This window comes from Lysobacter sp. DMC97 (assembly GCF_056313745.1).
The window spans coordinates 145,833-159,052 of record NZ_JBQUZR010000009.1; the positions used below are offsets into that span (position 1 = coordinate 145,833).

Here is a 13,220-nt window from a genome sequence, read left to right on the forward strand (position 1 = left end):
CCGACCGCTATAATCCGGGTCTTCTCCGAACACGGGCGACGCGGTGTCCCTTTCCGCAGCCACGGCTCCTGCCGCGATCCTCCCCTCCCCGATGACGCCCCTCGCGATCCGCGCCTACACCGCCACCACCGCGCTCGGCCACGGCCGCGACGCGCAGGCGGGCGCGCTGCGCCACCGCCGCAGCGGCCTGCGCCGCAACGACTTCGGCAGCGGCGCCACTGCCGAGGCGCGGCTCGACACGTGGATCGGTCGCGTCGACGGCATCGAGGACGTGCGCCTGCCGGCGGACCTCTCCGCGCTCGACTGCCGCAACAACCGGCTCGCCTGGCTCGCGTTCCACCAGGACGGGCTGCCCGAGGCCGTCGCCGCGTTGCGTGCGCGCCACGGCGCCGAACGCGTCGCGGTGGTGATCGGCACCTCGACCGCCAGCATCGGCGCCAGCGAAGAGGCCTACACGCGCCTCGACGGCGACGCCTTCCCGGCCGACCTGCGCGCGCCGTTGCTGCACACGCCGCATTCGCTGGGCCACTTCGTGCAGCGCGTCACCGGCCTGCGCGGGCCGTGCGTGACCGTCGCGACCGCGTGCTCGTCCAGCGCGAAGGTGTTCGCGCAGGCGGCGCGATTGATCCACGCCGGGCTCGTCGACGCCGCGCTGGTCGGCGGCATCGACACGCTGTGCGGCAGCGTGCTGTTCGGCTTCAATGCGCTGGGCCTCGTGTCGACGCGGCGCTGCCTGCCGTTCGACGCGCGCCGCGACGGCCTCAACCTCGGCGAAGCCGGCGGCTACGCGATCCTCGAACGCATTGCCGACGGCGAGAGCGCATCGCTGCGGCTCTGCGGCTACGGCGAGAGCAGCGACGCGCACCACATGTCGACGCCGCATCCCGAAGGCCTCGGCGCACGGCTGGCGATGGCGGATGCGCTCGCGCGCGCCGGCATCGCGGGCGACGCGGTCGGCTACCTCAACCTGCACGGCACCGCGACGCCCGCGAACGACAGCGTCGAAGCGGCCGCGGTCGCGGCGCTGTTCCCGGCGACGCTGCACGCGAGTTCGACCAAGGGCTGGACCGGCCACACGCTGGGCGCGGCGGGCATCGTCGAATCGGTGTTCGCGCTGCTGACGCTCGAACGCGGCCTGCTGCCCGGCATGCTCGGCGACGATGCCGGCGGCGACGCGCAGCCCGATCCCGCCTGCGGCCCGCAGATCCGCTTCGACAACGCCGAGCGCCGCATCGATTACGCGATGAACAACTCCTTCGGCTTCGGCGGCAACAATTGCTCGCTGGTGTTCGGGGGTGCGGCATGAGCACGCTCGCCGCCCGTATCGAGGCCGTGGCGTTCTGGGCGAACGGCCTGCCGTCGTGGGACGCCGCGCGTGCGTTCGTCGCCGACGGCACGCTACCCGACACCGCACCGGCGAAGCCGTCGCCGCAGTTGCTGCCGCCGAACGAGCGCCGCCGCGCGCCGGAGTCGGTGGCGGTAGCGCTGGAGGTCGCGCTCGCCGCGTGCCACGCCGCCGGCCGCGATCCGGCGTCGCTGCCGTCGGTATTCGCCTCGACCCACGGCGATCTGCCGATCACCGATTACATGTGCGCCACGCTGGCGACCGACCCGCGCGCGATCTCGCCGACGAAATTCCACAACTCGGTGCACAACGCCGCGGCCGGCTACTGGACCATCGGCGCCGGCTGCACCCGCGCCGCGACCGCGATCAGCGCTTACGACGCCAGCTTCGCCGAAGGCCTCATCGAAGCGCTGGCGCAGCTGGCCGAAGGCGCCGACGCCGTGCTGCTGGTCGGCTACGACACCGGCGCGGTCGGGCCGCTGCGGTCGATCCATCCGGTCGACGGGCTGCTCGGCGGCGCACTGGTGCTCGCGCGCGACGACGGCGCAGCGGGTCCGCGCCTGCGCGCGACGCTGATCGACGCGGAGGCCGATGTGCCGGGCGCGCTCGGTGCACGCTGCGCAACGAATCCGATGGCGCCGATGCTGCCGCTGTTCGATGCGCTCGCCGCCGGTGCCGCAAGCACGACACTGCATGCTGGCCCGGGCCGCGCGCTGCGACTGGAGCTCACGCATGGCTGAGCCCCTCGCCTTCGACCGCGGCAACGTCGTCGTCGTGATCCCGGCGCTGAACGAGGCGCTGCGCATCCGCGACGTGGTCGAGGGCGCGCTCGCCGAATGCGATCGCGTGATCGTGATCGACGACGGTTCCGACGACGGCACCGCGGAGAAGATCGCCGATCTGCCGGTGACGTTGCTGCGCCACGACAAGCGCATGGGCAAGGGCGCGAGCCTGCGCGACGGTTTCAGAGAAGCGCTGCGCCTGGGCGCGGCCGCGGCGCTGACGATGGACGGCGACGGCCAGCACCTGGCCGCCGACATCCCGCGCCTGATCGCCGCCGCCAACCGGCATCCGAATTGCATCGTCGTCGGCGCGCGCCTGCGCAAGCGCGCGCAGCAGCCGACCTACCGCCGCCTCGCCAACGAATTCGGCGACTGGGGCATCGCCTGGGGCTGCGGCTACCGCATCGCCGACACGCAGAGCGGCCAGCGCCTGTACCCCGCCGCGGTCGCCGCGCTCGACGACGTGCCCGGCGAGGACTTCGTGTTCGAGGCGCAGATCCTGATCAGCGCCGCGCGCCGCCTCGGCATGGGCGTGGTGTCGGTGCCGATCGAATCGCGCTACGCCGGCGCCGGCGCGGTCGAGAAATTCCGCAAGAGCCACTTCCGCCCGCTGCACGACCTGTGGCGCATCACCTCGCACGTGGTCGTGCAGGTGTGGCGCTACGGCCACGTGATCCGTGAATACCGCTGCACCCGCGCCACGCGGCCGGTGATCGAGGATCCCAGCGGCGAGTTTCGCTGAGATGAGTCAGATGGATATATCGCTGATACACGTAGTCGAATGGATCGAATTGCATCCAAAAACGGTCGACATATTTCAGTGGGTTGTACTAGCTTTCGTCGCGTGGGTCATTGGCGCGTGGCGATATCTAAGAACAAAATTTCGAAGCCCATCCATCGAGATTGAGAGCTTTACAAGTCGATGCGGACTGCAAGAGCTAGGCGAAATCGATGGCATCAACGGACACACGAAGGCACTATTCTTGCTCGAGGTTGGAATAAACAATCCAACACCAGAATCAATACATGTAAGAGAATTCAATTTATCAATAAAAACAAGAAAGAAATGGCAAGGATGGATCAAAGAACTTAATCCAGCAACGTTGCCGCGCAGGGTACGTAAGAGCATTGGCGAAACATCAAAGCTGTTAAGAAACTGGTTCTCTCATTTTGAGGAAGGAAACGAAAGCCTAACGATTAGAGGAGAAGTTGGCAGTAGAGAATACTGCTCTGGCTTCTTGCTCTTTGTCTCAGTCACATGGGGCACCATGAGACCTCTTGTTGTAGATGGCGCAATACCAGTGAAAATCAAAGCAAAGCTCACGACAGGTGAAGTGCTATCTGTCAAGTCGAGAATAACAGTTGTTGAAGATCTTGAAATTATTGAAGAAATGGTTCCCGGCGTTTTTGAATACAGTCAACATAGGTCCACTTGGAACATTGTGCGAAGAAAATAGTATTAAAAATTTCTCGCGAGATCGCCCGCTCATGAAACAACATTTTGACGTCATCGTCCTCGGCGGCGGCCTCGCGGGGCTCACGCTCGCGTTGCAGCTGAAGCAGCAGGATCCGGCGATCGATGTCCTCGTGCTCGAACGCCGCGCGCATCCGGTGCCGGAAGCCGCGCACAAGGTCGGCGAGTCGACCGTGGAGATCGGCGCGCACTACTTCGCGAACATGCTCGGCCTGCGCGAGCACCTGGAACGCGAGCACATCCGCAAGTTCGGCTTCCGCTTCTTCTTCAGCGAAGGCCGCCGCGACGTCGACCGCTGCACCGAACTGGGCGTGAGCCGGATCCTGCCGACGCCGTCGTGGCAGATCGATCGCGGCCGCTTCGAGAACTTCCTCGGCGAGGAAGCGCGCCGCCGCGGCGTTCGCTTCGTCGATGGCGCCGTGGTGCGCGGCATTGACCTGCGCGATGGCGACGCCGCGCACACGATCACCTGGGAACACGATGGCGCGACGCACGTCGCCGACGCGCGCTGGGTGATCGATGCCAGCGGCCGCGCGGGACTGGTCAAGCGCAAGCTCGATCTCGCCGTGCACGAAGTCCACGACGTCAACGCGGTGTGGTGGCGCGTCGACGGCGTCGTCGATCCGATGGACTGGTCGGACGATGCCGCATGGCGCGCGCGCTGCACGCCGCCGGACCGCTGGCGCTCGACCAACCACCTGTGCGGTCCTGGCTACTGGTTCTGGATGATCCCGCTGTCCTCCGGCGCGCATTCGCTGGGCATCGTCTGCGACGCGGACACGCATCCGCTGGAGACGATGAACACCCACGAGAAGGCGATGGCCTGGCTGCGCACGCACCAGCCGCGCGTCGCCGACGCGCTCGATCGCCCGGAACACACGCTGCAGGACTTCCTGTTCCTGCGCCACTTCTCCTACGGCTGCAAGCGCGTGTTCAGCGGCGATCGCTGGGCGCTGACCGGCGAGGCCGGCGTGTTCCTCGATCCGTTCTACTCGCCGGGCAGCGACTACATCGGCATTTCCAACACGCTGGTCTGCGACCTGATCCGCCGCGAACGCGCGGGCGAACCGTTCGCGCCGTACGCGGAGATCTACCAGCAGCTCTACTTCGGGTTCTTCGAGAACACGATGACGCTGTACCGCGGCCAGTACGCGCTGTTCGGCGACGCGCAGGTGATGCCGGTCAAGGTGATCTGGGACTACACCTACTACTGGGCGCTGCTGGCGCCCCTGGTGTGCGGCGACAAGCTCACCGAGGTCTCGCTGCTGGGTCGCCTGCGCCCGCAGTTCGAGCGCGGCCGCGCGCTCAACCTCGCGGTGCAGGCGCTGCTGCGCGCCTGGGGCGAAGCGAACACCGCCGCCGGCACGCCGGATGCGGCGACGCTCGACGGCCGCCTGCTCGACCAGTACGACATCGACTGGTTCCACGAAATGAACCGCGCGCTGCACGACACGCTCGACAACGCCGCCTTCCAGCAGCGCATCCGCGACAACGTCGCGCGCATGGACGCGCTGGCCGCGGAACTCCTGCAGCGGGCACGCGCGGCGCATCCGCAGCTCGACGACGGCGGGCTGGCGGCGCTGCTCGAAGCCGCACCCGATGCGCCGTCGCTGGCGCCGGCGTGGTACGCAGCGGCGTGATCCACATCGCTTCACCGGAGCCTTCGCCATGACCGACGCCATCGATCCGCGCGCCATCGCCGCCGGCCTCGCCGAACTGTGGTCGCCGCGCGTGGTCGCCGAAGTCGACGACCACTACGTCAAGGTCGCGAAGGTGCACGGCGTGCTCGACTGGCACCGCCACGCCGACGAGGACGAGCTCTTCCTCGTGCTGCAGGGCCGCCTGCGACTCGATTTCGAGGACGGCGACGCGGTCGTGCTGGAACCGGGCACCTTCCACGTCGTGCCGAAGGGCGTGCTGCACCAGCCGGTGGCCGAGGACGAATGCCTGCTCATGCTGTTCGAGCGCAAGGCCACGCGCCACACCGGCGACACCGTGAGCGCCTACACGCGCTCGATCGAGGACCAGCTGCGTCCGATCGATTGATCGGGACCGGACCGCGGGCCGGTCAGGTCATCCCGCCGTCGACACCGATCACCTGGCCGTTGACGTAACTCGCGCCGTCGCTGCACAGGAACGCGATCACCGCGGCGACTTCCTCCGGCTTGCCGGGACGCCCGGCGGGCACCATCTGCTTGATGTGCTCGGGCGAGAACGCTTCGTCGGTCATGCGGCCGGCGATCGCGCCGGGCGCGACCACATTCGCGGTGATGCCGCGGCTGCCCATCTCGCGCGCCAGAGATTTCGTCGCGCCGTGCAGCGCGGCCTTGGCCGCGGCGTAGTTGGCCTGCCCGCGGTTGCCGAGCACCGCCGCCACCGACGACACGCTGACGATGCGGCCCCAGCGCGTGCGCGCCATCGGCAGCAGCAGCGGCTGGGTGACGTGGAAGAAGCCATGCAGCGAGACGTCGACCACCCGCTTCCACTGTTCCTCGCGCAGGCCGGCCATCGGGCCGTCGTCGTGGATGCCGGCGTTGTTGACGACGATCTGGATCGTGCCCGCTTCGAGGAGCGTCGTGATCGCCGCGCGTGTCGCGTCGGCGTCGGCGACGTCGAAGGCAACGGCCTCGGCGCTGCCGCCGTCGGCGACGATCGCGTCGCGCACCGCTTCGGCACGCGCGAGGTTGGCGTTGGCGTGGACGATGACGTGCGCGCCCTGCGCCGCGAGCGCACGGCAGATCGCACCGCCGAGATCGCCGCTGCCGCCGGTGACGAGGGCGCGACGCTGGACCGGGTTGGACATCGGATCATTCTCCATCAACGTCAGGGGTTGTCATCCCGAATCCCCGGCTTGATCGGGGTGAGGGATCTGCTTGTGTGGCGTCGCCTCGAACAGCAGATCCCTCCTCGCGCTGCGCGCTCGTTCGGGATGACATCGGATTGTGCGCCATGCTCACCCCTGCAGCATCACCGCCGCGCGTCCTTCGGCGAGCAGCGTGCCGGCGTGGAACAGACGGAAGGCGTACTGCTGGCTCGTCGCGCTGTCGGCGAGCAGTTCGGCTTCGCCTTCGAGGTCGCCCGGCAGGTCGTCGATGCGGGCCACGTGCAGGCGCACGTCGCGCAGCGCGACGAGGAAGCCGACTTTCGGCGCACCGCCGGCCGCGGCGCCGCGCAGGCCGCCGTGCACGGCCATCGCCTGCGCACCGTACTCGCACAGGTGCACCGCGCGCAGCCGGCCATCGCTGCGGAGCGGATGCGCGGGATCGCGGTGGCCGGCGCTGCGCAGGCGAATGCGCATATCGTCCCAGTCGGTCACCGCGTCCCACAGGCACATCGCGCCCTGGTGCGGGATCATCGCGAGGATCGCGTCGCGGTCGATCACGACGTCACCCCTGTAGGAGCGCCGGAAGGCGCGACCGATCGTTGCCGGACATGGATCATGCCGATGCGCCCGCGGATTCTGCCGTCGGATGCCGTGCGATCAACAGCGCCAGCAGGAAGTTGAAGCCGACGCCCAGCGTGACGGTCACACCGATCGCGCGCAGCACCGGGATGGTCGACAGCGCGAGCAGGAAGAACACGAGGAACGTCATCAGACTGCACACGATCAGCGCGTGGAAGGTGCGCAGCTGGTCTTCGAGGCCGTCGCCGGCGTGCTCGAAGAACAAGGCGTAGTCGAGGCCGAGGCCGGCGGCGAGGATCAGCGCGACCAGGTGGAACAGCGTCAGCTCGACGCCGCAGGCGCGCAGCGCGGCGAGGATGATCAGCGTGGTGAGCGCCATCGGCAGCAGCACGCGGGCGACGCGGCGCGGCGTGCGCAGCGCGGCCCACACGGTCGCCGCCAGCAGCAGCGCGGCGAGGCCGAGCGCGAACAGCACGCGCTCGCGGTAGGCGACGACCAGCGATTCCGATGCGGTCTTCAGGTCGAGCAGTTCGACGCCGTCGCGCCCGGCGACCGCGGCGGCAACGCGCGCGGGGTCGTCGAGGCCGGTCATCGACACCAGCGCCACCGCGCCGTGGCTCTTGTCGATCAGCAGTCCGTCGACGCGCGTGGCGAGCGGCGTGCCGGCGAGGTCGCGCGCGGTGAGCGGCGCCGCGGTGCGCGCGGTCTCGGCATCGCGGAGGAAGTCCTCGAACGCGTCGCTGCGGAACGGCGTCGCCGCGACCGCTTCATCGAGTGTGGCGCGCAGCACATCGGGCGCGGGCAGTTTCGCCTGGCGCGCGCGCTGCGTGGCGGCGCTGGGCAGCACCTTCGCGGCGCTGTCGTAGCCGGCGATCGTGTGCTGCGCGACCAGCGTATCGAGCGTGGCGTGCAGCGCTTCGGTGCGGCGCAGCGCGGTCTCGGCGTCGGGCGCGCGCACGGCGAGCAGCCAGCGCACGTCGGGCGCGCCGAGCGCACTGCGCAGGTGCGCGTCCTGCGCCAGCGCTTCGGGGCGCACGGGCGTGAGCTTCGACAGGTCGTTCTGCCAGAACGGTCCCGGCGCGAACGCGAGCGTGGCGAACCCGATGACCGCGAGCATCGCCAGCGCCCAGCGCGGCGGCCGCGGCAGGCGTTCGACCGCGGACCACAGCCGGCGCAGGCGCGCGGAATCGGCGGGATCGCGCGGCGCGGGATCGATCAGCGCCGGCAGCAGCAGGCGCGTGGTCGCGGCGGCGACGAGCAGCCCGGCGATGGTGAACACCGCGAGCTGGCGCAGGCCTTCGACGCCGGAGAACAGGAAGGTGACGTAGGCGATGCAGGTGGACGCGACGCCGGTGGCGAGCGTCGGCCAGATCGCGCGCGCGTTGGTCCACGGCGACACGCCGGCACGCTGGTGGCTGAAGAGATGGATCGGATAGTCCTGCACCACGCCGATCAGCGTGAAGCCGAACGCGACGGTGATGCCATGCACGCCGGGGAACAGCAGCGCGACCGCGCCGAGGCCGGCGAGGCCGGCGCTGGCCAGCGGCAGCACGCCGAACAGCGGCGTGCGCCAGCTGCGGTAGGCGAACAGCAGCAGGAGGATCAGCCCGAGCGTGTCGACGCTGCCGATCCAGTTCGCCTCGCGCTGCGTGCGTCCGCCGATCTCCACCGAGAACGCGCCGGGGCCGGTGAGCACGAGTCGCGACGCGCTGCCGCCGCGCGCCTTGGCGAACGCGGCCTGCACCGCGTCGACCGCGGCCTGCTGGCCGCTGGGATCGAAGCCCGCGGCGCGGGTTTCCACCGCCAGCAGCGCTTCGCGGCCGCCGGCATCGAACCACACGCCGTGCAGCCGCTGCGGCGACGCCGCGCCCTGCAATGCCTCGGCGACGCGCAGCGTCTCCAGCGTCGGATCGGACGGCAGCAGCGGTTCGATCAGCCCCGCTGCGGGCGAGCCGAGGTCCTGCACGCGCGCGTCGAGTTCGTCGCGCAGGAACGCGGCGTCGAAACGCTGCGCGTCCAGCGTCGGCGACAGCAGGTAGCGGTACGGCTTCAGGCGCTCGGGGATCGCCGCCAGCGGATCGCCGCCGCCGTTGGCGACGAAGGTGAAGCGGTCGTCGGCGGAGAGCGTCGCGGCGACGGCCTGCGACTGCGCGGCCAGCGTCTCGGCATCGGCGCCGGACAGCGACAGCAGCAGCAGGCGCGAACCCGGGCCTTCGCCGAGTTCGTCGAGCAGCAGCGCCTGCGCGGGGGTTTCGGCCGACGGCATGAACTTGCGCAGGTCGCCGCTGACGTGCAGGCGCTGCGAGATCGCGTAGCCGACGACGGCGAGCACCGCCAGCCAGACCAGCGCGAGGACGGTGCGGCGGGTGGCGGTCATGCCGCGTGCCCCGCGTCCGCTTCAATTGTCATCCCGAGCCGAAGGCGAGGGACCTGCTCTTCCATGGCCGCGTCGTGAACGCAACAGCAGGTCCCTCGCTGCGCTCGGGATGACAGCGGAAAGTGCGGCATGGCGGCACCGCGATCCCGCCTCATCGCGCCCCCGTCCGACACAGCGTCTCCAGCGCCTTCGCGTCGCTGTCGGGCTTCGCGGCCTGCGCGGCGCTGGCGAGCAGCGTGCGCTGGAGGTCGCCCTTCGCGGGGCGGGTCTCGATGCAGCGCAGTTCGGCGCCCTGCCCGTACAGCACGATGTCGCGGACGCGGGCGGCCAGCGCCTTGTCCTTCGGCGCGAGCGTCAGCGTCCAGCGTTCGCGGGTGCCGTCGGCGCGCAGGGTGTAGGTGCGCTCGATGCCCGCGCGGTCGCCGGCGAGCAGCGCGCCGAAGCTCGATTGCAGGCCGGCCAGCTCCGGCACGCGCGCCAGCGAGAACGTGCGCGGCGGCTTGCCGTCGCGAGCGATGGTGGCCTCGCCGGCACGCAGGGTGGTGGTTTCGCGGTACGGGCTGCGCACCTCGCGCACCAGCGTGTCGGCGTCGGGACGGCGGTATTCGCCGCTCAGCCGCAGCGGCGCCTTCAGCAGCGGCGAGCCGCGCAGTTCGACGAACGCGGTGCGCACCGGTGCCGGGCGCGCCAGCGCGGCGAGGATCCAGCCGCTGTCGACGCCCTGCGCGGCGACGACGGGACCGGCAATGCCGGCGACGCAAACCAGCAGGGCGCCGGCGAGGCGCGATCGGGCGGCAGGCATCAGTCGCGGCTCCAGAAGTCGTAGAAATTGAACCAGTTGTACGGGGCGCTGCGGGCGACGGCTTCCAGCCGCGCGGCGTAGCGCCGGATCAGCTGCGCCAGCGCCTCGGCGCGTTGCGGCCGCGGGATGACGACCGCGTCGCTGAAGTTCTCGAACAGCAGCTCGTAGCGGTTGCCGCCGCGGTACAGGCCGAAGGCCAGCGTCACCGGCGCCTTCAGCGCGGCGGCGATCAGCCATGGCGCCACCGGGAAGCGTGCGTCCTCGCCGAAGAACGGCGCCGCAACGGTCTGTCCACCGGGATGCGCGCGGTCGATCAGCAGCGCCACCAGCGCACCTTCCTGCACCGCCTGCTGGATCGCCAGCATCAGCGCGGGCCCGTCCTGCGCGGCGTCGATGATCGTCGCCGCCATGCCCGGGTTGAGGTTGTCGAGCAGCTGCGTCAAGGCGGGGTTGTGGCCTTTGTCGAGCACCACGCGGATGGTGTATTCGGGACGCCGCTGCGACAGCACGCGCAGCACCTCGAAGCTGCCCAGGTGCGAGCCGAACAGCAGCATGCCGCGGCCGAGGTCGAGGTGCGCGTGCAGCTCGTCGAGGCCGCGCACGGTCACGTCGAAGCGGCGCTCCAGGCTGGCGGCGCCGTCGCCGAGCAGGAACACGCGGTCGAGGATGGTCGCGGCGAAGGTGTGGATGTGGCGGCCCACCTGCCACAGCGACGCCGGCCGGCCCTGCACGCGGCTCAGCCAGGCGCGCGAGGCGATGCGTTCGGGCGCGCGCCGCAGCACGAAGTAGAGGGTGATCGGATACAGCAGCAGGCGGGCGACGGCGCGGCCGCCGTAGCGGCCGATGCTGCGGATCAGCCACAGCGCGAAGCGGCCGCCGCCTTCGGGGCGGGCCTTCCAGTCGGTGCTCACGCCTGCACCTCGCCGGTCGCGACCGGCGCATCGCCGCACAGCACCCGGAAGCGCCAGCGCGGCGCGCCGTCGGCGGCCGGCGCCAGCGCGTCCAGTTCGATCCGCGCGGTCTCGCCGGGCAGCAGCGGGCGCACGAACTTCACCTGCGGCAGCCGCAGCGGGCCGAGTGGCGCGTGGTCGGGGCCGTGCACGCGTTCGATCGCCGCCAGCACATGGTCGAGCACGACCACGCCGGGCACGACCGGACGCCCGGGGAAATGCCCGGGCAGCGCGGGATGATCGGCCGGCACCGTGAAGGTCACGGTGCGCGTCCGTGCAGGGCGATGACGGCGTCGCGCGCGTCGCGCGCCAGCGACGCGCGATCGCGGCCGGCGGCAGGCAGCGGCATGCCGAAACGCACCACGATCCGGCCCGGACGCACCCGGAAGAATCCCTGCGCCGGCAGCACGTCGCCGGCACCGACGATCGCCACCGGCAGCACCTCCACGCCGGCCTCGATCGCGGTCTGGAACGCGCCGCCCTTGAACGCCGCGATGCGGCCGTCGCGGCTGCGGGTGCCTTCGGGGAAGACGCACAGCGTGGCGCCCCGGCGCAGCAGCGCCGCCCCGCCGTCGACCAGGTGCGCGCCGGCGCCGCGACCGCGGCGCTCGACGAACAGCATGCCCATCGCGCGGGCGTAGCGGCCGAGGAACGGCACCCGCGCCATCTCCGCCTTCAGCACGAAGCGCAGCGGCACCGGCACCGCGCGGAACAGCGCGCAGACGTCGATCACCGACGCGTGGTTGGCGACGAGGACGTAGGGCTTCGACCAGTCGATCGCATCCGCACCGTCCACCGAAAGCCGCGCGCCGGCGCCGCCGAGCAGGCCCGGCGCCCAGATCCGCGCCGCCATCCGCAGCGGCAGCCGCGGGCCGCCGGACACCACGCGCACGACCAGCGCGATCGCGATCCAGAACGCGGTGTGGCCGAGGGTGAAGGCGAACTGCAGCGCATTGCAGATCGCCCACGGCACCGCCGTCAGCGGCGAGGCGCTGCGGCGTTCGCGAAAATCGTGGCGGGCGTCGACCGTGGACATGCGGGGCGGATTCTCCGGGGAATGCGTGGACGATGGCGGGGACGCCGGGGCGTCAATGCACCGCCCCGACGTCGTCGGAACGGAAGAAGTCGCGCCAGAAGGCCGGCCCCAGCGCCGCCAGCCGGCGCACGAACTCGGCGAACGTCTTGTACGGCCGCACCGGGAACCGGCGCCGGCGGATCTGGTATTCGACCAGCGCGAACCCGCCGAGCAGGCCGTAGTTGGCGACGTTGGCGATGAACGACCACTGGCCCTCGGTCACCGTGAACGGCGCGGCGATCCCGGCGTGGGCGAGCAGGCCGTTGGGCACCGCCACCAGCGCCAGCACCAGGTTGATCGCGGTCAGCAGCCACAGCATCAGCCCCCAGCCGAGGGTGACACGGCGGGTGTAGCGCAGGTAGTCCGGCGCCAGCGCGTCCGGCGTGGTGGCGTAGATCGCGGCCACCACCTTGCGGATCAGCGGCACGCGCCCGGGCCGCAGGCTGCGCAGGAACCACGTGCCGATCAGCGCCGTGAACGCCGGCGGCACCAGCAGCAGCGCGGTCAGCGCGAACCCGCCACGGGCCAGCCCGGCCAGCGCCAGCGCCGCGCCTGCCGCGCCCAGCCAGGCGGCCGCGCGCCGCGCGACCAGGCCTTCGATGAGCACCAGCAGCGCCAGGTCGACCAGCGCGATCAGGGCGAGCGTCGGCGACTCCCGCGCTTCGGCCAGGTGCGCCAGCACGACGTAGGCCGGCAGCAACAGCAGCCTGAAGGCGGCGGTCACACGGTCCGATGTTCTTGGATGTGGGCCGACAGGGCGCGCAGCGACCCGAAGATCCGGCGGTTGTCGTCGTTGTCCGAGCGCAGCTGGAAGCCGTACTTCTTGCTGATCGCCAGCGACAGTTCGAGCGCGTCGATCGAATCCAGGCCGAGCCCGGCGCCGAACAGCGGCGCCTCGGGATCGATGCCCGCGGCCTCGACGCCGTCGAGGTTCAGGCTCTCGACCAGCAGATCCGCCAGTTCGCGTTCGGCGGCAGTCAGTTCAGACATGGGCAACACATCCACAATTCAC

15 protein-coding genes are annotated in these 13,220 nt (G+C 70.6%); 6 read left to right on the plus strand and 9 right to left on the minus strand.

The window, feature by feature from the left end; all coding sequences use genetic code 11:
- Positions 1-91: 91 nt before the first annotated feature.
- From ACT53Q_RS18690 to ACT53Q_RS18715, 6 genes are read left to right on the plus strand one after another with little or no spacing between them, the layout of a single operon-like run.
- A complete protein-coding gene (locus ACT53Q_RS18690; RefSeq protein WP_476188173.1) occupies positions 92-1,306 on the plus strand; it encodes a beta-ketoacyl-[acyl-carrier-protein] synthase family protein in 1,215 nt (404 codons plus the stop codon).
- Positions 1,303-2,085: a beta-ketoacyl synthase chain length factor gene (locus ACT53Q_RS18695; RefSeq protein ID WP_476188174.1), complete on the plus strand. Its 783-nt coding sequence runs from the start codon at positions 1,303-1,305 to the stop codon at positions 2,083-2,085. The genes ACT53Q_RS18690 and ACT53Q_RS18695 overlap by 4 nt, the downstream gene beginning before the upstream one ends.
- Complete coding sequence (locus ACT53Q_RS18700) at positions 2,078-2,869, plus strand: glycosyltransferase family 2 protein (protein WP_476188175.1); 792 nt, start codon at positions 2,078-2,080, stop codon at positions 2,867-2,869. Before ACT53Q_RS18695 ends, ACT53Q_RS18700 begins: the two co-directional genes overlap by 8 nt.
- A 1-nt stretch (position 2,870) precedes the next feature.
- Positions 2,871-3,584 (plus strand): hypothetical protein, encoded by a 714-nt coding sequence (locus tag ACT53Q_RS18705; protein WP_476188176.1) that lies wholly within the window; start codon positions 2,871-2,873, stop codon positions 3,582-3,584.
- 31 nt (positions 3,585-3,615) lie between these two features.
- On the plus strand, positions 3,616-5,241 hold the full coding sequence (locus ACT53Q_RS18710) for an NAD(P)/FAD-dependent oxidoreductase (protein WP_476188177.1): 1,626 nt from the start codon (positions 3,616-3,618) through the stop codon (positions 5,239-5,241).
- A 28-nt stretch (positions 5,242-5,269) separates the two neighbouring features.
- Positions 5,270-5,647: a cupin domain-containing protein gene (locus ACT53Q_RS18715; protein WP_476188178.1), complete on the plus strand. Its 378-nt coding sequence runs from the start codon at positions 5,270-5,272 to the stop codon at positions 5,645-5,647.
- Between the two features lie 22 nt (positions 5,648-5,669).
- Here ACT53Q_RS18715 and fabG read toward each other — a convergent pair whose 3' ends face one another.
- The 9 genes from fabG to ACT53Q_RS18760 all read right to left on the minus strand — a co-directional run bounded on the left by fabG (position 5,670) and on the right by ACT53Q_RS18760 (position 13,198).
- Complete coding sequence (gene fabG / locus ACT53Q_RS18720; RefSeq protein WP_476188179.1) at positions 5,670-6,404, minus strand: 3-oxoacyl-ACP reductase FabG; 735 nt, start codon at positions 6,402-6,404, stop codon at positions 5,670-5,672.
- 150 nt (positions 6,405-6,554) lie between these two features.
- Positions 6,555-6,983, minus strand: coding sequence for a hotdog family protein (locus ACT53Q_RS18725; protein WP_476188180.1), 429 nt, complete (start codon positions 6,981-6,983; stop codon positions 6,555-6,557).
- Between the two features lie 55 nt (positions 6,984-7,038).
- Positions 7,039-9,381 (minus strand): MMPL family transporter, encoded by a 2,343-nt coding sequence (locus ACT53Q_RS18730; RefSeq protein WP_476188181.1) that lies wholly within the window; start codon positions 9,379-9,381, stop codon positions 7,039-7,041.
- A 151-nt stretch (positions 9,382-9,532) separates the two neighbouring features.
- Complete coding sequence (locus ACT53Q_RS18735; RefSeq protein WP_476188182.1) at positions 9,533-10,183, minus strand: LolA-related protein; 651 nt, start codon at positions 10,181-10,183, stop codon at positions 9,533-9,535.
- Complete coding sequence (locus tag ACT53Q_RS18740) at positions 10,183-11,094, minus strand: LpxL/LpxP family acyltransferase (RefSeq protein WP_476188183.1); 912 nt, start codon at positions 11,092-11,094, stop codon at positions 10,183-10,185. The genes ACT53Q_RS18735 and ACT53Q_RS18740 overlap by 1 nt, the downstream gene beginning before the upstream one ends.
- The gene (locus ACT53Q_RS18745) at positions 11,091-11,396 is read right to left on the minus strand and encodes an ApeI family dehydratase (protein ID WP_476188184.1); all 306 of its coding nucleotides are present in this window, start codon (positions 11,394-11,396) and stop codon (positions 11,091-11,093) included. The genes ACT53Q_RS18740 and ACT53Q_RS18745 overlap by 4 nt, the downstream gene beginning before the upstream one ends.
- Positions 11,393-12,169, minus strand: coding sequence for a lysophospholipid acyltransferase family protein (locus tag ACT53Q_RS18750; protein ID WP_476188185.1), 777 nt, complete (start codon positions 12,167-12,169; stop codon positions 11,393-11,395). The genes ACT53Q_RS18745 and ACT53Q_RS18750 overlap by 4 nt, the downstream gene beginning before the upstream one ends.
- Positions 12,170-12,221: 52 nt before the next feature.
- Positions 12,222-12,932 carry a COG4648 family protein gene (locus ACT53Q_RS18755; RefSeq protein WP_476188186.1) on the minus strand — a complete coding sequence of 237 codons (711 nt, stop codon included), beginning with the start codon at positions 12,930-12,932 and terminating at the stop codon, positions 12,222-12,224.
- Positions 12,929-13,198 carry a phosphopantetheine-binding protein gene (locus tag ACT53Q_RS18760; protein ID WP_476188187.1) on the minus strand — a complete coding sequence of 90 codons (270 nt, stop codon included), beginning with the start codon at positions 13,196-13,198 and terminating at the stop codon, positions 12,929-12,931. The genes ACT53Q_RS18755 and ACT53Q_RS18760 overlap by 4 nt, the downstream gene beginning before the upstream one ends.
- Between the last annotated feature and the right edge of the window lie 22 nt (positions 13,199-13,220).

Bases quoted from the DNA above. Each gene is read 5' to 3' on its own strand.
- ACT53Q_RS18735 (WP_476188182.1), bottom strand. From the start codon at position 10,183: ATGCCTGCCGCCCGATCGCGCCTCGCCGGCGCCCTGCTGGTTTGCGTC.
- ACT53Q_RS18705 (WP_476188176.1), top strand. From the start codon at position 2,871: ATGAGTCAGATGGATATATCGCTGATACACGTAGTCGAATGGATCGAA.
- fabG (WP_476188179.1), bottom strand. From the start codon at position 6,404: ATGTCCAACCCGGTCCAGCGTCGCGCCCTCGTCACCGGCGGCAGCGGC.
- ACT53Q_RS18710 (WP_476188177.1), top strand. From the start codon at position 3,616: ATGAAACAACATTTTGACGTCATCGTCCTCGGCGGCGGCCTCGCGGGG.
- ACT53Q_RS18695 (WP_476188174.1), top strand. From the start codon at position 1,303: ATGAGCACGCTCGCCGCCCGTATCGAGGCCGTGGCGTTCTGGGCGAAC.
- ACT53Q_RS18700 (WP_476188175.1), top strand. From the start codon at position 2,078: ATGGCTGAGCCCCTCGCCTTCGACCGCGGCAACGTCGTCGTCGTGATC.
- ACT53Q_RS18750 (WP_476188185.1), bottom strand. From the start codon at position 12,169: ATGTCCACGGTCGACGCCCGCCACGATTTTCGCGAACGCCGCAGCGCC.
- ACT53Q_RS18690 (WP_476188173.1), top strand. From the start codon at position 92: ATGACGCCCCTCGCGATCCGCGCCTACACCGCCACCACCGCGCTCGGC.
- ACT53Q_RS18730 (WP_476188181.1), bottom strand. From the start codon at position 9,381: ATGACCGCCACCCGCCGCACCGTCCTCGCGCTGGTCTGGCTGGCGGTG.
- ACT53Q_RS18760 (WP_476188187.1), bottom strand. From the start codon at position 13,198: ATGTCTGAACTGACTGCCGCCGAACGCGAACTGGCGGATCTGCTGGTC.
- ACT53Q_RS18715 (WP_476188178.1), top strand. From the start codon at position 5,270: ATGACCGACGCCATCGATCCGCGCGCCATCGCCGCCGGCCTCGCCGAA.